21 protein-coding genes, 1 tRNA gene and 1 pseudogene are annotated in these 22,606 nt (G+C 35.3%); 14 read left to right on the top strand and 9 right to left on the bottom strand.

Annotated elements, in window-relative coordinates; all coding sequences use genetic code 11:
- The 12 genes and pseudogenes from BOQ64_RS23240 to BOQ64_RS19535 all read left to right on the top strand — a co-directional run.
- Window positions 1-489 (top strand): annotated as a pseudogene (locus BOQ64_RS23240) (hypothetical protein); the annotation flags it as partial.
- A gap of 23 nt (window positions 490-512) precedes the next feature.
- Window positions 513-1,133: a hypothetical protein gene (locus BOQ64_RS23235; protein WP_129058949.1), complete on the top strand. Its 621-nt coding sequence runs from the start codon at window positions 513-515 to the stop codon at window positions 1,131-1,133.
- Entirely contained in the window at window positions 1,133-1,564 is a 432-nt protein-coding gene (locus BOQ64_RS19580) for a hypothetical protein (RefSeq protein ID WP_129058950.1), read from the top strand. The genes BOQ64_RS23235 and BOQ64_RS19580 overlap by 1 nt, the downstream gene beginning before the upstream one ends.
- A 335-nt stretch (window positions 1,565-1,899) precedes the next feature.
- The gene (locus BOQ64_RS19575) at window positions 1,900-2,319 is read left to right on the top strand and encodes a hypothetical protein (protein ID WP_129058951.1); all 420 of its coding nucleotides are present in this window, start codon (window positions 1,900-1,902) and stop codon (window positions 2,317-2,319) included.
- Window positions 2,319-2,759, top strand: a complete 441-nt coding sequence (locus tag BOQ64_RS19570) for a hypothetical protein (RefSeq protein WP_129058952.1) — start codon at window positions 2,319-2,321, stop codon at window positions 2,757-2,759. Before BOQ64_RS19575 ends, BOQ64_RS19570 begins: the two co-directional genes overlap by 1 nt.
- A 111-nt stretch (window positions 2,760-2,870) precedes the next feature.
- A complete protein-coding gene (locus BOQ64_RS19565; RefSeq protein ID WP_129058953.1) occupies window positions 2,871-3,773 on the top strand; it encodes an RHS repeat-associated core domain-containing protein in 903 nt (300 codons plus the stop codon).
- A 103-nt stretch (window positions 3,774-3,876) separates the two neighbouring features.
- On the top strand, window positions 3,877-4,293 hold the full coding sequence (locus tag BOQ64_RS19560; RefSeq protein WP_129059797.1) for a hypothetical protein: 417 nt from the start codon (window positions 3,877-3,879) through the stop codon (window positions 4,291-4,293).
- A 207-nt stretch (window positions 4,294-4,500) separates the two neighbouring features.
- Window positions 4,501-5,265 carry a type I methionyl aminopeptidase gene (gene map / locus BOQ64_RS19555; protein ID WP_129058954.1) on the top strand — a complete coding sequence of 255 codons (765 nt, stop codon included), beginning with the start codon at window positions 4,501-4,503 and terminating at the stop codon, window positions 5,263-5,265.
- 47 nt (window positions 5,266-5,312) lie between these two features.
- Window positions 5,313-5,858, top strand: a complete 546-nt coding sequence (locus BOQ64_RS19550; RefSeq protein WP_129058955.1) for a Crp/Fnr family transcriptional regulator — start codon at window positions 5,313-5,315, stop codon at window positions 5,856-5,858.
- Between the two features lie 126 nt (window positions 5,859-5,984).
- Window positions 5,985-7,115 (top strand): alpha/beta hydrolase, encoded by a 1,131-nt coding sequence (locus BOQ64_RS19545; protein WP_129058956.1) that lies wholly within the window; start codon window positions 5,985-5,987, stop codon window positions 7,113-7,115.
- A gap of 200 nt (window positions 7,116-7,315) precedes the next feature.
- Window positions 7,316-8,848 carry a M20/M25/M40 family metallo-hydrolase gene (locus tag BOQ64_RS19540; protein ID WP_129059795.1) on the top strand — a complete coding sequence of 511 codons (1,533 nt, stop codon included), beginning with the start codon at window positions 7,316-7,318 and terminating at the stop codon, window positions 8,846-8,848.
- A 238-nt stretch (window positions 8,849-9,086) separates the two neighbouring features.
- Window positions 9,087-9,782, top strand: coding sequence for a hypothetical protein (locus tag BOQ64_RS19535; RefSeq protein WP_129058958.1), 696 nt, complete (start codon window positions 9,087-9,089; stop codon window positions 9,780-9,782).
- A gap of 101 nt (window positions 9,783-9,883) precedes the next feature.
- On the opposite strand, the gene BOQ64_RS19530 is transcribed toward BOQ64_RS19535, so the two are convergent.
- From BOQ64_RS19530 to BOQ64_RS19505, 6 genes are all read right to left on the bottom strand, one after another.
- Complete coding sequence (locus BOQ64_RS19530; RefSeq protein WP_129058959.1) at window positions 9,884-10,714, bottom strand: DUF2490 domain-containing protein; 831 nt, start codon at window positions 10,712-10,714, stop codon at window positions 9,884-9,886.
- A 223-nt stretch (window positions 10,715-10,937) separates the two neighbouring features.
- Window positions 10,938-11,852: a hypothetical protein gene (locus BOQ64_RS19525; RefSeq protein WP_129058960.1), complete on the bottom strand. Its 915-nt coding sequence runs from the start codon at window positions 11,850-11,852 to the stop codon at window positions 10,938-10,940.
- Between the two features lie 87 nt (window positions 11,853-11,939).
- Window positions 11,940-12,482, bottom strand: a complete 543-nt coding sequence (locus tag BOQ64_RS19520) for a helix-turn-helix domain-containing protein (protein WP_129058961.1) — start codon at window positions 12,480-12,482, stop codon at window positions 11,940-11,942.
- Between the two features lie 251 nt (window positions 12,483-12,733).
- Window positions 12,734-13,147, bottom strand: a complete 414-nt coding sequence (locus tag BOQ64_RS19515; protein ID WP_129058962.1) for a hypothetical protein — start codon at window positions 13,145-13,147, stop codon at window positions 12,734-12,736.
- Between the two features lie 413 nt (window positions 13,148-13,560).
- Window positions 13,561-13,647 (bottom strand) — tRNA-Ser (locus BOQ64_RS19510).
- Between the two features lie 45 nt (window positions 13,648-13,692).
- The gene (locus BOQ64_RS19505; protein WP_129058963.1) at window positions 13,693-14,721 is read right to left on the bottom strand and encodes an asparaginase; all 1,029 of its coding nucleotides are present in this window, start codon (window positions 14,719-14,721) and stop codon (window positions 13,693-13,695) included.
- A 159-nt stretch (window positions 14,722-14,880) separates the two neighbouring features.
- Between BOQ64_RS19505 and BOQ64_RS19500 the strand changes: the two genes are divergently transcribed.
- Window positions 14,881-15,561, top strand: a complete 681-nt coding sequence (locus BOQ64_RS19500) for a TrmH family RNA methyltransferase (protein WP_129058964.1) — start codon at window positions 14,881-14,883, stop codon at window positions 15,559-15,561.
- Between the two features lie 72 nt (window positions 15,562-15,633).
- On the opposite strand, the gene BOQ64_RS19495 is transcribed toward BOQ64_RS19500, so the two are convergent.
- From BOQ64_RS19495 to tsaD, 3 genes are read right to left on the bottom strand one after another with little or no spacing between them, the layout of a single operon-like run.
- On the bottom strand, window positions 15,634-16,329 hold the full coding sequence (locus tag BOQ64_RS19495; RefSeq protein ID WP_129058965.1) for an RsmE family RNA methyltransferase: 696 nt from the start codon (window positions 16,327-16,329) through the stop codon (window positions 15,634-15,636).
- Complete coding sequence (locus BOQ64_RS19490) at window positions 16,326-16,721, bottom strand: hypothetical protein (protein WP_129058966.1); 396 nt, start codon at window positions 16,719-16,721, stop codon at window positions 16,326-16,328. The genes BOQ64_RS19495 and BOQ64_RS19490 overlap by 4 nt, the downstream gene beginning before the upstream one ends.
- Window positions 16,718-17,734, bottom strand: a complete 1,017-nt coding sequence (gene tsaD / locus BOQ64_RS19485; RefSeq protein ID WP_129058967.1) for a tRNA (adenosine(37)-N6)-threonylcarbamoyltransferase complex transferase subunit TsaD — start codon at window positions 17,732-17,734, stop codon at window positions 16,718-16,720. Before tsaD ends, BOQ64_RS19490 begins: the two co-directional genes overlap by 4 nt.
- 4 nt (window positions 17,735-17,738) lie before the next feature.
- On the opposite strand from tsaD, the gene BOQ64_RS19480 reads away from it, so the two are divergent.
- On the top strand, window positions 17,739-22,541 hold the full coding sequence (locus BOQ64_RS19480) for a translocation/assembly module TamB (protein ID WP_129058968.1): 4,803 nt from the start codon (window positions 17,739-17,741) through the stop codon (window positions 22,539-22,541).
- Window positions 22,542-22,606: the final 65 nt, after the last annotated feature.

Genomic DNA, 22,606 nt, shown 5'->3' with positions numbered 1-22,606 from the left:
TTTCAATATTCCTATAGAGAAGCTGGGGGAATATGTTTAACCTGTCGTACAGAATATGCTTTTGAAGAGCAGGCTTACGGAAACATCAGTACTGCCTTTCCTGATCTGGGCGATCCCCCAACCTGGAAGCTTGATTTTGTACCCACTTCAGAAGGCTTTTACAGTTTCACAGAAAACCGTTATATTTACCAGTATAAAGATCACTTAGGAAATGCAAGAGTAAGCTTTTCTAAAGATAGCACAGGCGTTCTTGAAGTAACAGACACCAATAATTATTACCCATTTGGATTAAACCATATCAGTGAGTTTAAAGGTCTTTTGGGTGGGTATTTAAACTATAAGTATCAAGAACAAGAACTCCAGGAGACAGGATTCTATAGTTTTAAATGGAGAAATTACATGCCTGACGTGGGACGATTTTTAATATTGATCCGCTTGCTGAGAAATATTTATATAACTCTCCATATGCTTTTGCTGAGAATCGTGTAATTGATGGAAGGGAACTTGAAGGATTGGAATGGGTACCAAGTAGAAGCCCTGAAAATAAAACTGTTAATTTACATCTTACATACAAGCTTGTAAATAATACTGCCGGAGTTCTTTCTGATGCACAAATATCTGTTTTGGCAAGAGAGCGTGAGGCACAGACTGTATCCTCTTTTAATGGACCGGATAAAGAGGGAAATCAACTTAGTATTACGTTTAATCAAAGTGATAAAGCTACAATGATTTGGGAATATAATATTGGTTATGATAAGAATAATGTAGATGATTTTAAAGGGAAAAGTCAAGAGTTCTTTGATAATGCTACATATCGTACTGATGGAATGACTGATACCAATAATAATACACAAGTTAATAGAACTCAGATCAATATTTTTACTACAACAGGACTTAATGTAGATGAAAAAACAGGTCAATTAAATTTTGATAATAGAAATAGGTCTGCCGTAGCTAAAACTGGCACTCATGAAACAGGACATACATTAGGAATAAAACATAATGATAAAGCAACTTTAAAATCTCCTCCTGATGATTTAATGCGGGAAGGAAGTCCAGGGGTAAAAGTAACTCCAGAGCAAAGAACTAACGCTATAAATTTAGTAGAACAACAACAACCAAAAAAGAGATAATGAAGATATTTAGTATAATAATTTGTTTTTCCTTTGTTTTTATTGGCTGCTCCACAGTAAAGGTAACAGAGAAGTATGGCCTTGAAATGAAAATTGTAGAGAATGTTCGCTCGAAAGTTTTAATTAAAAAATTTAATGCAGAGGATAAAACAAAATCATTTTTAGATTTTACATCAGAATTTGACAATCTGATAACCGTTAAGAATGGAGATAGTATAGTTCTTAATGAAAAAAGTAAAACATTATCAATGTTAGGATATACAAATTCTTGTATCATTTTAAATAATAAAGATGTTACAATTATAATTGATAATAAGCAAACAATAAAATTAAATAAAGAAAAATTGCCTAGCTATAAGTTTATATATGTTGGAAAGAATAAAAATCATTATAAAATTGAATATACAAATAATGCAAAATCTTTTCTATAAAATAACTTCTTCCTTCGTTGGAGCGGCATGTCACTCGCACTATGAGTCGTCCTGATATTTTGAGATATTTGGCTATACCATTTGGTCATGGTTTTTTAATGGATAGAGGAAATATTAGTATTTCTAAAATTAGATAATAATAGAGGGTGCCGCAGTTAAGCACCCTCATTTTCGAAAGGATTATTTCACTTTTAAATTGAAATTAAATATTCCATTTTTAGAGCGGTAAATGGTCTTGCCATTTTTCTTCAATGATTTGGTAATGATTTTTGCAAGATTTTCACCATTTTTTTGAAAACTATCATTTTATAAGGAATTATAGGTTTAACAGAATAATGCTGCAAAATGAACCTGAACTAGTCATTTTATCAAGTTGGCGCCTACGGAGGATCCAAAAAGGCAGGAAATGGAAAATTATAGGAACTGATGTTGTAAATCCTATGGTCAGCGAAAAGATAGATGAAGCATTAGGTTTACCAAAGGGAGTTGGAGTTTTTATGGGTATATTAAATAGTCCAGGTAGCCCAGCAGGAACACCTGAAAATAAAGATAAAGGTTATATGGCTGCTCATAAAAAAGCCAATGAATTAGATCCGAGACATAAGGATCCTGGGAAGGAGTATAGTAGTGAACATATAAAGCAAAATATAAAAAATACTGATGGTAAAAAATTATATACTCAAGAGGAGCTTATTTACATCAATAATAAAACAAATGTAAGGACGTCTGTAGGACGTTTTAAAACCAATCCATAATGAAAAAAATAATTTTAATTTGTTTTTTGTCGTCTATTAATATATTTAGCCAGCAAGAAAATAAAATCAATATAATTGCAGAAGTTACTAAGATAGACTCTACTAAAGGTAGTTTTATAATTTATATAAATAGTAAATCAGGACAAGGTATATTTTCTATTCCTAAAGCTTGTAATAATCAAATTAACTACAAATTCAAAATAGAGAAAGACAAATCATATTCTTTTACATTAAAAAAGGAAATACATAAACATATGCCAGAAAACTTAACGAAAGAGTTGGTTGAAAAAGAATTAGTAGATGATAAAGTGGTTTGGACTAGTAAAATGAATAGTACCTTCTATGAAGATTGTACAAATATGTGTGGCTTATATATAGATAATGTGTATAAACATAAGCAAAGTAGAAATAGTAAAAAAGTGCATAAGAAAAAATATTAATAGTTTATAAACTCACTTGTCTAGCTTCTAGCTCGTTTGTTCACTATAAATAAAATAAAAACCATTGCTATTGCAGTGGTTTTATCATTTTTGCTGTAAGAAAACCATTATATTTACCAATATAAGGATCACTTAGGAAATATCAGGATAAGTTTTACCAAAAATAGCGTAGGCCTTCTTGAAGTAACAGATACCAATAATTATTACCCATTTGGATTAAACCACATTAGTGAGTTTAAAGGTCTTTTGGGTGGGTATTTAAATTACAAGTACAAAGGCAAAGAGTTGCAGGAGACGGGTATATATGATTATGGAGCGAGAATGTATATGCCGGATATTGGAAGATGGTCATCACCAGATCCTCTTTCGGAATTGGCTCCAAGCTGGGCTCCCTATAGATATGCTTATAATAATCCACTAAGATATATAGATCCTAAAGGTTTATTCGAGAGTAGAAAAGAAGCTAGACAGTATCGAAGAGAACATAATTTACACGGATCAATAAAGAGACAAAAAGATGGTAGCTATGCAATAAATGATAGGGATAATATGATATCTTATGCTAAGGGTAATGATTCTGATCTTACAGCTTCAGATACGCATGATAATGATGGGGTTGTTGAATCTGTTTTAGTTACTAAAGCTCCATATACTCAGAAAGATTCATTTGATCTTACGACAACAGACATCTCATTATTTGAAAATACTACATGGAAAGGGATGTCGACAGCTCAAAAAAGTAAAATTGTATGGGATGCTAAAAAATTTATTAAGACAACTACAGGGATAAAAATCCCTGGAAGTACGAGTAGTTGGTATAGAACAAAAATTCCAAAGGCAATGAAAGGAATCGGAGTTGCTGGAGGTGCTGTTGCAGGAGCTGTTATAATTTATGATGTGGTTGATAGTAAGCAAATAAAAGCGTCTAATATTTTAGATGCTGCTGTAACAGGGGTTAGTTTCGTTCCTGGATGGGGATGGGTTGTTGGAGGTGTTTTTTTGGTGCAGATATGATAACTAAAGGAGTTACAGGTCAATCAATAGGAGATCACTTGGACAATTATATTGAAGAAAATTATGATAAAGATGATGGAGCATTAATAGATTGGTCAAAGAAATGAGAAAGATAGAAGAAAATATTTTTTATAGAGTTTATATTGTTTATTTGAATAAAGATTATCCAGCTACATTTGTAAGTTGTTTATATCTCTCATTTATTTATATGTTTTTATTGGTGCCAATTTATGGTTTGTGTATTGATTTATTTAAAGGATTAGATAAAAATATTATAAAATTTTTATATATAATTTATATTGTAGCTTTTTTTGTTGTTATATTTAAAAAATATTATAATAAAGTAATATTAAATACTATATTAAATGGAAACAAGAATAATAAACAATATTTACCCACTTGGTGTTATTTTTTAATATTACCAGTAAGTATGATTTTTGGTATAGGTTTTTATATTTTAATATCTACACAGGTGGTACAGAGATTTAGTTTAGAAGGATATTTATATGATTTATTATAATTACCACTTGCCCCAGCTCCGCAAAGTCTCTTGACTTTGAGCAATCAAAAAATATAAAAAAATAAAAAAAGAACCTTTGCTCTTGCAAAGGTTCTTTTTTACACTCAACATATATTTAAAAACAAAATTTTATTCTTTAACTTTGTCTTTCTCAGTACTATGTCTTTCCTTAGTATTGAAATTCATACCCAACCAAAAAATAAAATCATGTCAATTACCAACGAAGATCAGTTAGCAGGAATGCAGAAAGTGAGTGAAGCGGTGGCTTATGCCCTGAAAGAGATGACGAAATATGCTCAGCCGGGAATGACTACAAAGGAACTCGATGAATATGGAGCTAAAATACTTGCCGATTTCGGAGCAAAGTCTGCCCCTTATCTTACTTATGGATTCCCCGGATGGACCTGCATAAGTGTAGACAATGAATTTTGCCATGGTATTCCTACCGATCATAGAGTTTTGAAAGAAGGCGATCTCATTAATATTGATGTTTCCGCTGAACTCAACGGATATTGGGCTGATAATGGCGGATCCTTTGTGATTGGGAAAGACATCAATCAACACCAGAAGCTGGTAAATGCATCCAAAGATATTCTTCAGAAAGCTATTGATAATATAAAAGGTGGTGTAAGAATATCAGACATTGGTTTTCTGATGGAAACTGAAGCAAAGAAAAGAGGTTTTAAAGTCATTAAGAATCTCGGGGGGCATGGAGTAGGAAGAAGTTTACATGAAGAACCGGATGAATTATTGAATTATAAAAACCGTTTTGATACCAGACGTTTTAAGAAAAACTCTGTAGTAGCTATTGAAACATTTATTTCCACTTCCTCAAATCTTGCTGTAGAATTAAAAGACGGCTGGACAATGGTAGGAAACAAAGGTGGTTATATGGCACAACACGAACATACCATTTTAATCACAGATGGAAAACCTGTTATTTTAACCCAAATGAATGAGATCTTGAATTAATAGATCATCATTTCCAAATGAATCTCAGCCATTAAATTTATTCAAACATGGTCAGTGAAAAGAACCTAAAGATCATCGAAAATTTCATTCATTTATTTGACAGCCAAATCTATCGGAAAAAAGAGGTGTTGATGGATATTGATCAGGTTCACCGTGACTTATTTTATATCAAAAAAGGAGTGGCCAGAATCTTTTACTATGATGAAAAAGCTCAGGATCATACCCATTGGATTAGTGCTGACCATAGCTTTATTGCGCTTTTTTCAAGCGTATTATCTGGAAAGGCCGTTCCATTTGGAATTGAAGTCATTGAAGACAAAAGTGAAATATTCAAATTACCTTACCGTCAGCTCCTTGAATTAAAATCAAGCAACCCAGAAATACAACAGTTCATGGAAGACTTGTTTGCAGAAAGTTTAATAACCATGGGCAGCCGACTGATGGACCTTCAGATTAAAACCACAGACCAGCGTTATGATGATTTTGTAGCTTCCCATCCGGATTGGCTTCAGAGAATCAATCTTGGATATATTGCAGGATATCTGGGAATGACACAGCAGCAACTGAGCAAAGTAAGAGCGCTGCAGAAATAATCCTTTTTTAATCCAGGTGAAAAGAAAAGCTAAACTTTAAGACTACTTTCGAACAAGTTTAGCGAATAAGGTATTGCTGTTAAACAAAATACGGCATACCATTTTTTTCACCAAAATAGAAACATAATGAAAAAAGGAACGTATCAATTACATGATGAAGCCAACTTTAATTTTCAACTGAACAGAACCTTAATGTGGGGGAATGGAGACCTGGAAGAAATCAAAACAATAGCATCCAGAATCAATACCACGGAAGATTGGGTAAGGGAAATGAGTATTCTGGCTAAAGAAGCAGAAGCCAACAGTCAGATTCCTAAAGCTATTGGATATTACAGAATGGCAGAATTTTTTGAAGCAGATGGAACCTCTGAAAAATCAAGACTGTATAACCAGTCAAAAACGCTATTTTATGATTACCACAAAACTATTTTTGAACAGGAGATCAAAAGGGATGAGGTAGAATATGAAAATAGTAAGTTACCCGTCTGGATCTGTCTTCCCAAAGAAGAAATAAAAGACACGGTTATTATTCATGGTGGAAATGATTCTTATATGGAAGAATTCTTACCTGTTGTTCAGCGTCTGGTATCCGAAGGAATTGCAGTGTACATTTTTGATGGCCCGGGGCAGGGTGGAGCTTTAAGAGAATTCGGTATTTATTATACTTATGAATGGGAAAAGCCTGTTACAGCTATTTTAGATGCATATCAGTTGGAAAATGTAACTCTCATTGGATTGTCTTTAGGCGGAATGCTGGCACCCAGAGCAGCAGCATTTGAAAATCGTATTCAGAGGGTAGTGGCATGGGGAATTATGCCCAGCTTTTACGATGTCATATTGACTAAAGTTCCCAATGAACTGAGAATATTGATGGATGCTGAAGACAAAGAAAAGGTAAATGAACTTGTTCAAAAGAAAATGGCGGTTGATCCTTTGGTAAAATGGGCTATGCAGCACGGAATGTTCAGTATGAATGTAGAAACTCCTTATGATTATATCAGGAAAGCTCAAAATTTCGAAATGGAAAGTATCGGGCCAAAAATTACCCAGGATTTTTTACTTCTAGGTTCCAATGAAGATCATTTTATTCCTGTTGAACTTTACAAAAGAGTGATTGATGCTTTACCCAATGTAAAGTCTCTTACCTATAAACTGTATACAAAGTATGATATGGCCGAGAATCATTGTAATCTGGGAAATACAGAACTTGTGTTGAATGATATCATTCACTGGATACTTCAGGCTAGAAATAGGTAATCGTTATCAAGACAGATAAAAGGAAGCCAGAAGCTGGAAACAGAAAGGTATTGAGTTCCGGACAATAGTTAAAAATCAGTAATAATCATCTAGATTTGTATTGATTAACGGTTCAATAATAACTTCTATCCTCCATCTTCTGGCTTCCTTTCTTTTTTGCTATATTTATAGAACCAAACTCATTCACAAAATTACCTGTCATGAAAAAAGTTCTTTTAGCCCTTCTGGGAATTCTTGTTATTCTTGCTGCTATTGTATTGATAAAAACGTATACATATCCTTTTAAGAAAAGCACCTCAGGAGCTGGAGAAGGATGGAAGCCTGTAAAAAATGATTCCGCAGTAGCAAGATTTTCCGGTGGAATAAAGATCCCTACCGTTTCTACAGGAAGTTTAGGAGAATTTAACTATACACCGTTTGAACAGTTTAAAGAATATCTGAAAACAACATATCCGTTAGTCTATCAAAACACAGAGAATGTTGAGGTAAATAAATACGGACTAGTATTCAGGCTGAAAGGAAGCAACCCAAAACTGGAACCTGTTTTATTTCTTTCTCATATGGATGTAGTTCCGCCCGGAGATGCTGATGTGAAAAATACCACAGAGAATATTTTCAGACCGGATGATAAACTGGCAGAACCAGTTGTAAAAGTTGCTGAGGACTGGGATTTTGCTCCTTTTTCAGGAACAGTAGCCAATGGAAGGATTTATGGTAGAGGAGCTATAGACATGAAAGGTATGCTTTTCTCTTTGATGGAAGCCATGAATAACCTGATTAAAACAAAACAGATTCCCCAACGTGATATCTATCTGGCTTTTGGTTTTGATGAAGAGGTAGGCGGACAGAAAGGAGCTATTCAGATTGCAGATTATTTTAAGAAAAAAGGACTGAAATTCGATGCCGTTTATGATGAAGGCGGACTGATTATGCGAAAAGGAAATGTAGCAGGAGTAGATGCCGATGTAGCAGTAGTAGGATGTGCTGAAAAAGGTTTCCTTTCAGCAAAAATAAAAGTAAAGGGACTTGGTGGGCATTCCTCAATGCCGCCTATGGAAAGTGCGATAGGAAAAGCTGCAGTGATCATGCAAAGGCTGGAAGATGATCAGATGAAGCCAGTGATAACTCCTTTAATCAAAGAGTTTTTTGATAACATTGGTGGTACTATGCCTTTTACAACCAGAATGGCTCTTGCTAATCAATGGCTTTTAAAACCAATTCTGATCTCACAGCTTACCAAAAATAATACAACCAATGCATTGGTACGTACTACAACTGCCTTAACCATGATGAAAGGAAGTGACGGGACTAATGTGCTTTCTCCGGAAGTTGAATTTGTAGTCAATTTCAGGCTCCTTCCCGGAAATACAGTGAAAGATGTTCGCGACCATATTGCAAAAGCTACAAAAGGGTTTGATGTAGAAGTAGAAGAAATAGATAATACAAGAGAAGCATCTGCCATCTCACCATCCAATACCAAAGCCTTTAAATTGATCGAGGCAGGAGTAAAAGAAATCTATCCCGAAGCCATTGTCTCGCCTTATCTTACGATGGCCGGAACTGATGCCGGTAAATATGAGATTGTAAGTAAAAACGTTTACAGATTTATGCCTATCAGAATCAACAGTGCAGAACAGCAAAGTATTCACAGTACAAACGAGTATCTCAGTATAGAAAATTACCTGAAGATGATCCATTATTTTGAGTTTATGATGAAGAACTATGATAAATAGTGATGTGGTTTGGGGTTCGTAGAGAATAGAAAAATCAATGGTGAATGGTCAATTCGCTTCGCTTGTTAATTTTGAAAGCAATAGCAATTCACTATTCACTTGCGAAGCAAAATTCACAATTGATATTTAACAGTCTCACATCTATTGTCAATTTTTTCTCTTGTCTGTTTAAAAAATATAATACGTCAAGTTTTGTCGCATTACGGTAATAGCTTTGTCATATCAAAATTACAGAGCTATGGAATTGCCACTTTACTTAAACTTTAATGACTTTGAAAACCATTATTACGATCACCTTGAAAAATGGTTTGAAGAATATCATAATGCCAGTGAAGCAGATTATCTGAAAGCGTTAGCCAATATGTACAGCCCTTATCTCTATTATAATTTTGCAGATGACAGTTTGCAGGCAGATGCAACCATTGAAATTAAAGACTGTTTCTTTCCTTATCATGAAAAGATTGGGATTTCTTTCTGTACAGGTTGCGAGAATGGAACATCACCTGGAAAAGGTATGAATCACGTTTTTGAATGGAAAACCATTTCTATGATGGAATATGCTCAACATATTCTGGATAAAATCAACCGTTACTGCTCAAAGAATAAAGAAGCCCTGAGTGGAAGCAAAAACATTCTGGATTATATTAATGATTATGAGATTGTAACTTCCAGAGAAGGTGCAGGATATTGTGTGAGCTATAACAGGCATCAGATGACTATTCCTTTTCTTAAAGCGTATCTTCCGTATTATGGACAGACTGTAGATATGGCGTTGTACAGGGATTTTATCTTTTCTATTGTACAGATTGCAGAATGTATTGATCAGAAATTAAAAACAATCCAGGCTTTTGAACATACCATCTATGCTCAGTCCAGAGCCGAAGCAAAATTCAGGGTGCAGATGAGCCGTCAGTTTCTGACGCTGTGCAACTAAAATTTTACACCACATTCATACTTAATTATATTGCGGAGAATTTTATATTTTCCAACAGAAATCCCAGCCATTTCCGGCTGGGATTTTTCATCTGTAGAAGGTTAATCAAGATGATCCTGATCTGTTGTTTCTTCCTTTTTATAAGGAATATTCCAGATGAGGTCAGCTGCAATATAATGAACTCCACCATGTTGAATACTTTTACTGTCTCTGATAAGATCATTCATATAACCAATATCTACAGTAAAAGGAGAATTGGGAATATTGAACATATAATAAGCGGCAAGACGTAATTCTCGATATCCAAAAGAATTCCAGTGCTGGTCATGTTCATTGAGATGACTGATCGAAAACAGGGCTTCAGCACTTAATGCCAGTTTCTGATTGTTCTTTGGAGATAAATTATAAGTTAATTGGCTTTTGATTCGGGTTCTCAACTGAAAATCTTCATCCACTTTATGAAAATCAGCATCAAAAAACTTTCTGAACTCCTGACGAACCGTATTTTTAAGCTTCATATTTTTTCCAAGATCAAAAGTATAGGCGTATCGTCCATAAATTCTGAATTCCTGTTCTATGCCTTCTTTATTATAAGGAGCTTCTTTTTCATATTCAGGCTGGCGTCGGAAGCTGATTGCATAACTGTATTGCTGATGAGGAGCAAAAGAATGATAAAACTCGTGATTCAATACAAAAATGGCCTGCTTAGCGAATAGATTATCATTATCAGGAGTGCTTTTACGCCCAATAGCAATATAGCTCATAGTTTGCTTCTTGCCCAAAGAATCCAGATTACGTTTCACTCCAAAAGCTGACCAGAATGCGGTATTGGCATCCCCTAACCCGGGTGGACTGATCTGTGCTTTTACCAGGTTTCCCAAACAACCTGTTATACTTAATATGATAAGGATTTTTTTGATACCAAACATCATGAAAACAGCTTTACTATTAATGTTAATCTCTGCGAAATCATAAGATTAGAAAAAGATATCAATGATACGCAGAGGATATATTTTGTCAAAACAAATGTATAAGGCTTTATGAACAGATTGTTTATTCAAAAATCTTAAATACTGTTTAAAAACATGACAAAATAAAGGCTTGATTTAGGAAAGATTTGGGAATGAAAATATTTATTGAGAAAGGGCTTAAACTTTATTCAATCCCAATCTTTTTCTCCGGACAGTCAATATAAATTTTATGATTCAAAAATATCTTATTCCCCAGCATTCCAGACATTCCAGAAAATTTCATCAGCATATATTGAGTTGAGGAAAACCCTTCTACATAGGTGACTTCACTCAGTGGAATGTTTTTATTTTTAAAACCGATGATATGCTGGGTTTTAGTGGTATAAGTCGTTAAAATAATAGGCCTTGACTGAGCTTTTTCTATCACCACTTTTGATTGCGGTAGCCTTAAATTTTCCCAGTTCTCTTTATTGGTCAGAAGTTCGTAAGCACTGGTGCCGGAATCATACAGAAATTTCTCATCTTTTCCCTCTAGACTGCCATGAATAATGATTTTTCTCTTTTTGAATTGAAAATCAATAAGGTTATTATTAAATTCATCCGGTGCTTTGGATAGATTAAAGACAATATAATTATCCTTGAAATTAATCAGTGTTTTTCTGGCTTCAAGAATATCAGCACCAAGAGTGCCAATGAGCTTTACAGGATTGTTTCCCGTTGAAGTTTCTCCTCTATTAGATACTTTAACCAGATTAGAAGTGATTTTAGTTTTTCCGATATAAAAAGACGTGGTCGCCCTTTCATTTTTGACAGAAATCCCTTTTAACTTTTGTATTGCTTTACTGTAAAGTTCCGTATAAACTGCTCCTGTGTCAAATTGGAGATAATAAGTGACGGTATCTTGAGGAAAGTGGATTGGGACAAGTAATGCATTTCTATCTTTTCCTGTCCATTTTATAGGAACAGTTCCGCTTTCATGATTTACTGTTAAATAGTTCTTTTCAGGCGTAAATTTACGGTCAAAATAAATGTATCCGCCAAGTCCTGTAATAATGAGTAAAATTAAAAAAGTCAGGATTATTCTCTTTATTATTTTCATGTTTATTTTTTGTGCAAGGTTCGGTAATCCTGTACAATTTTTACATAAAAACAATGCGACAATTTTACGACAGTTTTGTGTATTGGTTTATATGAAGTTGGTTTTCAGTTTGATACTTAAATTAGAGGTTTTATTCAAACTGATTCCATTTTTAATGATGATAAATAGTTTCAGACCTAAAAATGTGATTAAAGGAATGATGAAAAATGGAAATTTCAGAGATAATAACTTTTGAATGAACGGACTTATAATCATTAATATCGAAAAAATAACTGAAATAATAATCTGAATACAGATAATACTTTTTCCCAGTTCTCTGTTCTTCAGATCCTTTGTTTGATAGGTTAAAACAGCTGGAAAAATAATGCCGCCATAAGGAATAATAAGTCCAGCCAAAGCAGATAAATTGATCTTTTTTGCTCTTTGGATATCAGTCTCTTGTTTCGGAGTAATAATAAGATCTTCCGGCTGAATATTCAATGCCTGAGCAAGAGCTTTTAAGGTAAAACCCTTAAGGATATTTCCAGCTTCAACCCTCTGAACAGTCCGAAGAGAAAGCCCGGATCTTTCAGCAAGTTCATTTTGAGTCATATTCATTTTTTCCCTCAAAATTTTAACCTGATTTTCCATGATCTGATCTTTATAAGTGCATGCTAATTTAAAAAAAAGATAGTTCCTTCAATAAAAATATATTGAGGAAACAAACTTCAATCTTACAGTAGGATTAGATTGTGGATAACTTGCTAGTAAAATGTGGAAAAGTGATGTTGTTCAAATTCAAACAAAAAAAACTTAATACTGTTATAATATAAAAAACTGCGGTATTGAAAAACACCACAGTTAACTTGATTATAATGATTGATTTTGTAAGTAGCTTATTCTTATGCTCCTGTTCTGCACATAGCATCCCATGTAGTCCAGAAGTGGGCATTAATAGCTCCAATAGGTGGATTGGTACTGTCTGCAACAATTCCTACCATTGAAGCACAGTTGGAATTACAGCCTATTTCATTGTGGCTTCCTGCCTGAGGCGGAATCTGTCTCCATGTACCGGTTGAACCACTTAATAATTCCACTTTAATCTCGAAAATACCTGAAAGGTTAGGGGTTTGGATTTGCTTTGTTGGATTGTCACTTGAAATAGAATCGCTCCAGTTTCCCTGTGAAAATGTTACACGCCATTTGGTAATCATTTTAGAAGTATCATGTTGAGGGGAAAGATACACCCAGAACTGTGCTCCACCACCCAGTTGTAACTGGCCGGATGAATTTGCATTTACGCTTGTTGATGTCATAGTAAAATTGGTTTTTGTGATTGTTTTATAAACCAAAGTAACGAAGAACAAGGCAGATGCTATAGAGTATAAATAACCAATTATATAGTTGAGTAGAAATACTTAGATGAATGAGAGTGTTTAGAATTAATAAAAAAATGAGAATGTAGGGTGAGGTAGTGATATTTTTAAATGCAAAGCTTTACTATCATATTCTACAGATTTAGGGAGGGAGATGGAATCAACGTTGTAGATTCTTTCGTAATCCCAGCATCTTTGTCAAAAACGAAGTCGACTCTCTTCGCTTCTTTGAAAACATAAGGTCTTCACCATAAAACTTTGCGTCAAATTAATTCGCAGATTCATGATAATCAACTTTTTAAAAGCTGTAAAAACAAAAAAGTCTTAAGCATAAAACTTAAGACTTTTCTTTGCAGAAAGGAAGGGATTCGAACCCTCGATACAGTTACCCGTATACTACCTTTCCAGGGTAGCTCCTTCAACCACTCGGACACCTTTCTTTTTGAGATTGCAAAAATAGGATATTTTCTTTAATTACCAAATTTTTAATGCAATTTTTCAGCAGTAATTTCCCCGCAAAGGCTTTGGGTAAAGTTATCCGCGAAACTTCCTTGGTAATTTGGATTGTCAATTAAGTGCATAGCTTTGGTAATAGCTGTTTCTGCAGTCATATCTCTACCGCTGATCGCTCCGATTCTTGAGAAAATATTACTGTTCTCATATTTTCCGAACGAAATGCCGCCGGAAATACACTGGCTTACCACTACGATCTCTGTTCCGTTATTTCTGATCTCCTGAAGCGTTTCCTGAGTTTTTTCACTGCTGAAAATAGTTCCGGAACCGAAAACCTGAAGGATGAGTACCTTCATTTTAGGAATTTCCCTGAAGTGGCTTAGGTGCATTCCCGGAAAAATTCTCCAGAACAGCACATCTTCAGAAATATATTCGTCAACATGAAACTCCACACCTGGGTCACAACGGAAAAGATTGTCTTTGATAATATTTAAATGAACACCAGATTGCCCAAGAATAGGGTAGTTCGGACTTGCATAAGCATCAAAATACTCTGCAGAATACTTCAGTGTTCTGTTTCCTCTTAATAATTTATATTCAAAATAGATGGCTACTTCCTGAATAACGGCTTCATCATTTTCATACAGGCTTGCATAGTACAGACTCGTCAGAAGGTTTTCCTTGGCATCAGTTCTAAGATCTCCAATAGGCAACTGAGAACCGGTCATGATTACAGGTTTTCTTAAGCCTTTTAACATGAAACTTAGTGCTGAAGCAGTGTAAGACATGGTATCTGTTCCGTGAAGAATCAGAAATCCGTCATAATCATTGTAGTTCTCATGAATGTAATTGGCAATTACTCTCCATTCCGTAGGTCCCATGTCCGAAGAGTCCAGTGGTTTGGCAAAAGGATGTACGAAAACTTCACATTCCATAAGCCTCATTTCGGGCATCTTTTCGAAGATATTACCAAAATCAAAAGCACGCAGACTTCCGGTTTCATAATCTTTTTCCATACCGATAGTTCCGCCGGTATAGATGAGTAGGACTTTTCGCTTCATGTATTATTTTTAATTAAGAATTGAATCCGGTTAAGGATCATAGCCCAAAATTACGTTAATTTGCAAAGATTTGAAAATGAATGAAACGCTTATCGTAAAATTCTATCAGAGTAAGATGAATTCTAGGCGTTACATAAGGCTATTGAAAAAAATAACTAGATGCAGATGAAAGATTTAGCACAAACGTATGAATATTTAAAACAGTTTTTAACGGACGAAAGATTATCAAAAATTGAACACTTTTCTCAGGAAAGTTCAGATTTTGTGCTTCCTGTAGTAGAAGATATCTATCAGTTCAGGAATGCAGCAGCCATTGTACGTTCTGTAGAAGCCTGTGGTTTTCATAAAGTAGTGGCCTTGCAGGAAGAATATAGTTTTGAACCCAATCTTAGAGTAACCAAAGGAGCAGATACCTGGGTAGAAGTTGAAAAGCTTCCCCGAAATATGCAATCCTTTCAGGAAATTAAAGACAGAGGTTATAAAATTGTAGTAGTTTCACTGGAAAACAATGCTAAAATGCTGCCTGAATACGAAATTACAGAACCTATTGCTTTGGTATTTGGAACAGAAATGGAAGGGGTTTCTCAGGAAATTCTGGATTTTGCAGATGAAACGCTGGCGATTCCTATGTATGGCTTTACAAGAAGTTTTAATGTTTCTGTGGCTGCTTCTATCTGTATGTATGAGCTGAAGCAGAAGCTGATAAAATCAGGGATAGATTATAAATTAGATGAAGAAAAGCTATTAAGAATGAAAATTCTCTGGACGGTAAATTCCATAAGAAGCGGACAGCAGATCTTTGAGAAATATCTGAAAGAAAATAATATTGACTGGAAATAATCAATGAAGCATAGAAAAAGGAGGTCGTAAAAACCTCCTTTATTTTTTATAGATAGACTAAAAATTAATCAGTTATATCATATTGTAGTAATTCCATGCTGCTACAAATACACCTGCTGTTTCAGTTCTTAATCTCTGATTTCCTAATGAAACGGCTTTGATCTTCTGTTCAGCCAGAAATGCAATTTCCTTTTCAGAAAAATCTCCTTCAGGGCCAATTAAAAAAGTAATTTCTTCCATTGCAGGAATACTCTTAAGCTCCATTCTTTCTAAGTTTTCATGACAGTGTGCCACAAAAGTATTCTCAGAATTAATGTCTTTCAGAAAGTCAGAAAGTTTAATGGTGTCATTGATCACCGGAAAATGAAATCTTAAACTTTGTTTGGAAGCAGCAATAGCCTGTTTTCTAATCTTATCAATATTGATATTTTTACGTTCAGTTTTTTCTGTAGCAATAATACTTATCTCAGAGATGCCCATTTCTACCGCTTTTTCTACAAAAAATTCAATTCTGTCAATATTCTTTGTAGGAGCAATGGCAATGTGAAGTTTTGGAGTAAAGCCTGGAAGATCATTTTTAATTTCTGAAACTTCAATACCTGCTTTTTTTCCTTCTATAACCAGTTTTCCTGAAGCCAAAGCTCCTTTTCCATCAGTTACATGAATATCTTCACCTGCTTTCATTCGAAGAACCTTTACAATATGCTGCTGTTCCTCGTCGTTGATGATGACTGTATTGCCTGTTATTTCTCCGTAAAATAATTTCATATATCCTGAGTTAAGAATGCTACTCCCGTTTTAATGGTTGTGTAAATATCTGTATCACATTCACGGTAGCTGCACATATATATTTCTTCAATCCACTTATCATTAAGAAAGATTAGATTTAAATATTCCTGCTTTCTTAAGTTGTTTTTAATGGATAAATAATCTCCTTCTTTTGGAGTATAAGGAAAGCTGAAAACATTTTCTGAATTGATTGTTTCAAGAATTTCTTCTTTTACATCCTGAATATATCCTGTTTCAGAACTTATTGGAAAATCATCCATAGAGTCTTCCGGATTTTCAATTTTTCCGGTAATCGTTTCTAAAACCCAGTAATATTTTGAGTTCTTTTTGGAATGGGTTCCCAGTATTTTTTCTTCTAAGAGTATTTTCATAAATCGTATTTTGCGGTAGCAGAAGTTCTCAGATCAGTAAATTCCCCTCTCTCGAATTTCAGTTGTGCTACCATGGCAATCATAGCCGCATTATCGGTAGTATATTCAAATTTTGGAATGTAAATATTCCATCCTAATTTTTCTCTGTTGTTTTCCATGGCCTTTCTTAAAGCAGAATTGGCAGAAACTCCACCGGCAATAGCTAAATCTTTTACATTAAGATCCTTAGCAGCTTTTTCAAGCTTATTCATTAAGATTTCAATGATGCACTTCTGTACAGAAGCACAAAGATCATTTAGATTCTCTTTAATGAAGTCCGGATTTTTTCTGACTTCTTTCTGAATGAAATATAAAACAGAGGTTTTAATCCCGCTGAAAGAGTAGTCGTAGTTTTCCAGCTTCGGTTTATTGAATGTAAAAGCATCAGGATTCCCTTCTTTGGCAAGCCTGTCAATGATAGGCCCGGCAGGATAATCCAGATCGAAAATTTTTCCGATTTTATCAAACGCTTCTCCGGCGGCATCATCCGTAGTTTTCCCGATGATCTCCATATCAAAATAGTCTTTTACCAGTACAATCATGGTATGACCACCACTTACGGTAAGACATAAGAAAGGGAAAGTAGGCGGCACAGGATTTGCATCCTCGATGAAATGGGCCAGAATGTGAGCTTGAAGGTGGTTTACTTCAATTAACGGAACATTAAGACTCATAGCCAGAGATTTAGCAAATGATGTTCCCACAAGAAGTGATCCCAAAAGTCCGGGGCCGCGTGTAAATCCTATAGCAGAGATTGCATTTTGTTGTATATTTGCTTTGGTAAAAGATTTTTCAACAACGGGGATTATATTTTGTTGATGGGCTCGCGAAGCCAATTCAGGAACTACGCCTCCATATTCTTTATGGATAGCCTGGTTCGCAGCAATATTTGAAAGAATAGAATTCCCCTTGATGATAGCTGCTGAGGTGTCGTCGCAAGACGATTCAATACCTAAAATTATAGAGTCGCTCATAATAATGGCAAAGTTAGAGAATAATAACGAGAATGAGAATAAAAAATCAGTAGCTGAAAACCTAGGGGATCAGGTACAGAAGACTGTTGAAAATGTAGAAGGAAAGGTACGTGAAACAGTAAAAGAAGCATCTGAACTAGCTTCAGACGCTATTAATCATCCTGTAGAAACTGCTGAAGAGTTTGGTAAGCAGGCGATAAAAGATGTCACTAGTTACAGCTGGTGGGCAAAGCTTCTTCTTATTCTTTTTTGGTTAGGTATTGTTCTTATCGGAGGTGTCCTTATTACCATTAACTTGCCGGTTACTAAGCAATGGGCCGCAGATCAGGCTCTGAAGCTCGTAAATAACGACTTTAAATCCGGATTTTCTACGGAAAGTGTAGATGTGAACTATTTCGGAGATGTTACCATAAAAGGTTTAAAAGTAAAAGATTACAAAGGGCTGGATTTTATTCAGGCCCGTGAATTCCGTGCGGATTCAGACTGGATATCTCTTGCTGTGAATGCCATTTCAGGAAAAAGCAATTCTTTAAGCTTCAATTCTCTTACTCTGGTTAATGCAGACGTAAAGGTGATTACTTATAAAGGTGACAGTATTTCCAATTTTGTCCGGTTTACAGAACTGTTTGATGACGGAAAGAAAAGAGATCCTAAAAAACCTCCTTTTCAGCTTAATTCAAGAGTGCAGATTATCGATTCTAAAGTATCTATCGTTAACCAAAACTCTGAAGGAGATCACGGGAAGTGGCTTACCGCAACAAAATTTAATTTAAAAGCTCCTAATGTTAAGGTTGTAGGTCCTAATATTACAGCGCTTATTAATAATATGTCTTTTGTAACCTCCAGATGGGGGAAATCTCATATTGTAGATACCTTTTCAACCGAGCTGTCTTTAACCAAGCAGTTTCTTTCATTAAAAGACCTTACCTTAAATACAGATCACACTTTGCTTCAGGGAGATATTAAATTCAATCTTCATGATGGCTCATGGGCAGATTTTGCAGATAAGGTTCGCTGGGATATGAATATTAATCAGGGAAGCCAGGTCAGTGGATATGATATCAGCTATTTTGTAACCAACTGGGATAATATTAAACCGTTCAACCTTTCGGGGAAAATGACGGGACCTTTAAATAAATTCCATTTAGAGAACTTTCTGATCAGAAATCCAGATGTGAATATTGCCACCAAAACGATGAAGGTGGATAATCTGCTGAAAGGGCATTTCTCTATTGAAACCAAAGATCTTTCCACGGATTTTACTTATAAGGATCTGAAGGCGATGATGCCAACATTCATCTCCAGCAAGATGAAGAATTTTGCGGATGATTTCGGAAAACTGAAATATAATGGAACCGCTAAAGTAAATCCTGACCAAATCTATGTAGAGAATGGAAATCTAATGACGGGAATAGGACAGGCAAAAATTTCCAAACTTTCTTTAACGGGTTACAGTACGGCTATGCCAAAGTATTCAGGCCATCTTGATGTAAAAGATCTTAATACTTCTGTAATCACTAAGAATAAGTCAGTTGGCTTGATTTCCGGTAATTTTGACCTTAACGGGCAGAGTTTCGATGTGAATACCATGCGTCTTACGACCAAATCTCAGATTACCAGCATTGAAATTATGGATAAGGTCATCAATAATCTCTATTTAGACGGATTATTGGATCATAAAAAATATAACGGACTGATTACTGTAAATGATGAACAGGCTAAAGCAACTGTTAAAGGGTTAATAGATTTCAGTACTTCTAAAATTATGATGGATGTAAATGCTGATGTCACCCAGCTGAACATGAATTACTTTACCAATAAGCCCGGCAGCCAGATAGTAAGCGGCCAGGTAGAAGGTAAAATGTCTATGTCATCTATTAATGATCTTACCTTGGATGTTAATGCCAATAATATTTACTTTGCTACTGCTACACAGAAATACAATATTTCAGCAGCTAAATTAAAAACCTTTATTGAAGCGGGTGGGCGTGTTATTGATGTGGATGCACCCGGAGCAGCTACCGGGAAAATATCAGGTAAATATAACTTGGAGGACCTTGTAGGAATGGTTGAAAACGGAGTAGGAAGAATTCTTGTAGGGCCACCACCAAGAAAATTATACAGAGGTCAGAACTTTGCTATGAAATTTGATGTTCAGCAAGGTCTTGTTAACTATTTCCTGCCGGATCTGAAATTACCTAACGGAGCTGCAGTGGAAGGAGAATATGATGGAGATTCCAATAATCTTATTCTGAACCTTGATGCTACTGCTCTGAAGTATATAATGACCAAAGAAGAGGAAATTACTGATGCTGATAAGGCATTGGCCAGCTCCAATCCGGATTATCAGGTCAACAGCAGAAAGAATCTCAGCAAAGACAGTGCTATGGTAGACAGTGTTAAAGTAAGGATTAATACTGCAAACCTTGCTCAGCAGCTGTACGCAAGAATCAATAGGTTAGAGTATAATAAAAATATCATTAAAGATTTCGAACTTAAAGGGAATAACGAAAACGGAAATACCCTTCATCTTGCTACTGTTTTCAAGCATGGAAGCCCGGATGACGAGATCAATGAGAAGCTTAAAGAATATGCGATTAATGTAGATCAGTCTACCGATGCAGCCGGTGATTATGTTTTCAGATTTGAGCCTACTGAAGTTAAATTCAACGAAGTTTCCTGGGCAATTGACACCAGTCTGGAGCTTAATCATTCTATTACTTACAGGAAGGAGACCGGAGATTTTGATATCAGGAACTTAAGGGTTTATTCTGATAAGAGTGCTTTGTTTATTAAAGAAGCGCAGTTCAAATCAATCAAAGATTTTTATTTAGATGCAGATATCAGTGATTTCGCGATAGAAAAATTGCTGGAAATGCAGTCTGGTGGTAATGGTATGGATATAAAAGGTCTGGCTAACGGAAGTGTAAAGATCAAGATGGATAAAAGCACTTTACAGCCATTGGTAGATCTCAATATAGATGAAATTAAAATGAATGGGAATGATATGGGAGATATTTCCATTTCAGCAACCAATGGATTCTCACTGAATGTTTATGATATTGATGTAAAGGTTCATTCTGCAGGTGTATTAGGAAATAACAGCTTAAATCTTACCGGTACGGTTAATAACAATACAGCCTCTCCGGATATTGATCTGACGGCGGAAATGCGTGATTTTGATCTGTCATTTACCCAGCAGTTCGTTCAGACTATTTTTGGAAACCTCAGAGGTAAAGCAACAGGAGATCTTAAGATCAACGGGAAGCTTAATAACCTTGATTACAGTGGAGATATTGCTTTAAAGGATTTTGGACTGAAACTTCTGTTTACAGGGGTAGATTATTCATTTGATGATAATGTGATCCAGTTAAGTAAAGGACTTGCCATTCTCAACAATATTGAAGTACATGACGGAAGAACCAATTCTAAAGGAAATATTTCCGGAGCGATCAGGTTTGAAACCCTTTCTTCAATGGGTATTGATCTCATCATGAGAGCAGATAATCTTTTGGTATTAAATTCTACCCAGAAAGATTCAGATTTATTTTGGGGAAGAGTTTATGGGCAAGGGGATTTATACGTTTCTGGTCCTGTATCCGGTTTAAGTATAACTACTCCTAATATGAGGGCGTTGAATGGAAGTACATTTACTTTTAATTCAAGTTCCACTTCAAATGTTGAAGAATTTAAGATGCTGAGGTTCCTGAAAGAAGGAAAAGACGGATTGGTAACCCTGGAAGAAAAGAAAAAAACAGGAGCCAATATGAATATAGATTTCAATTTGGCAGTAGATAAAGGAACCACAGTAAATGTACTTATTGGAGATGATGTAGGGAGTATTACTGTAAAAGGAACGGCAGACCCACTGAGATTCCAGATGAACCGACAGGGAAATATTGCGATGAACGGAACTTACAAGGTAGATAACGGAACATTCGTTTCTAAAGCAATTCTTAATAAGACTTTCCAGATTCAGAAAAACAGCAGTATCAGATGGGATGGTGATGCTATGAAGCCGGCACTGGATATTACAGCCCATTATGTAAGAATGGTTTCCAATGCAGGGGAATACCTAAGTATGGGAAAACTTCAGCCTATAAGTATCCTGTTACAGGCCAATATTACTGAGTCTCTGATAGATCCTAAGGTAGAACTGAATGTGACGGCAATGGATGTTTCCAGCCAGGTGAGGGAAACATTAGCAGCCAAAATGAGCCAGGAAGGAGAAAAGGTTCTCCAGTTTGGTTCCGTTCTTTTGTTGAGTACCTTTAATGTATCCAATAGTGGTGGAGTAGAAGTGAACATGGGTAACGTTGCGGAATCACAAGGATATAATATGCTTCTGAAACAGCTTGGATCTGTTCTTAATACCATGAGTAATGAATTCCAGATTGACCTGAATTATGTGAAAGGTGATCAGAATTCAAATACAGCAGACAGAGCGAATGCAGGAGTTAGCGTGGCCCTTTCACCAAGGGTGAATATCAAGACTGGATTGGGTATTCCATTGTCCAAAACAGAAGCAAATGCTACCGGTGCACAGAACAATTATCTTTCGGGAGAAGGGTCTATAGAGTATGATTTATCTAAAAAGAATGATGGTACTCTGGTGGTAAGAGGGTATTCTAAACCTACGAACATCGGGATGATCAGTACAAACGGAACTGCTAATCAAGCCTATGGAGTAGGGGTTATGTGGAGTAAAAGCTTCAATTCTTTGTTTAAAAAGAAGAAAAAAGATAAAAAAGCATCTCCTGAGAAAACGGAAATAAAAACAGATTCTATAAAATCGAATGCTAAATAATTGGAATATTTTAATGATTTTTATCATCCGTGTTAATTATTGTTAATATTTGATATATATTTTTT

Origin of the sequence: Chryseobacterium sp. CH25, from assembly GCF_004119455.1 — a bacterium.
Classification (GTDB): domain Bacteria; phylum Bacteroidota; class Bacteroidia; order Flavobacteriales; family Weeksellaceae; genus Chryseobacterium.
This window is presented reverse-complemented; position numbering and strand designations above follow the sequence as displayed.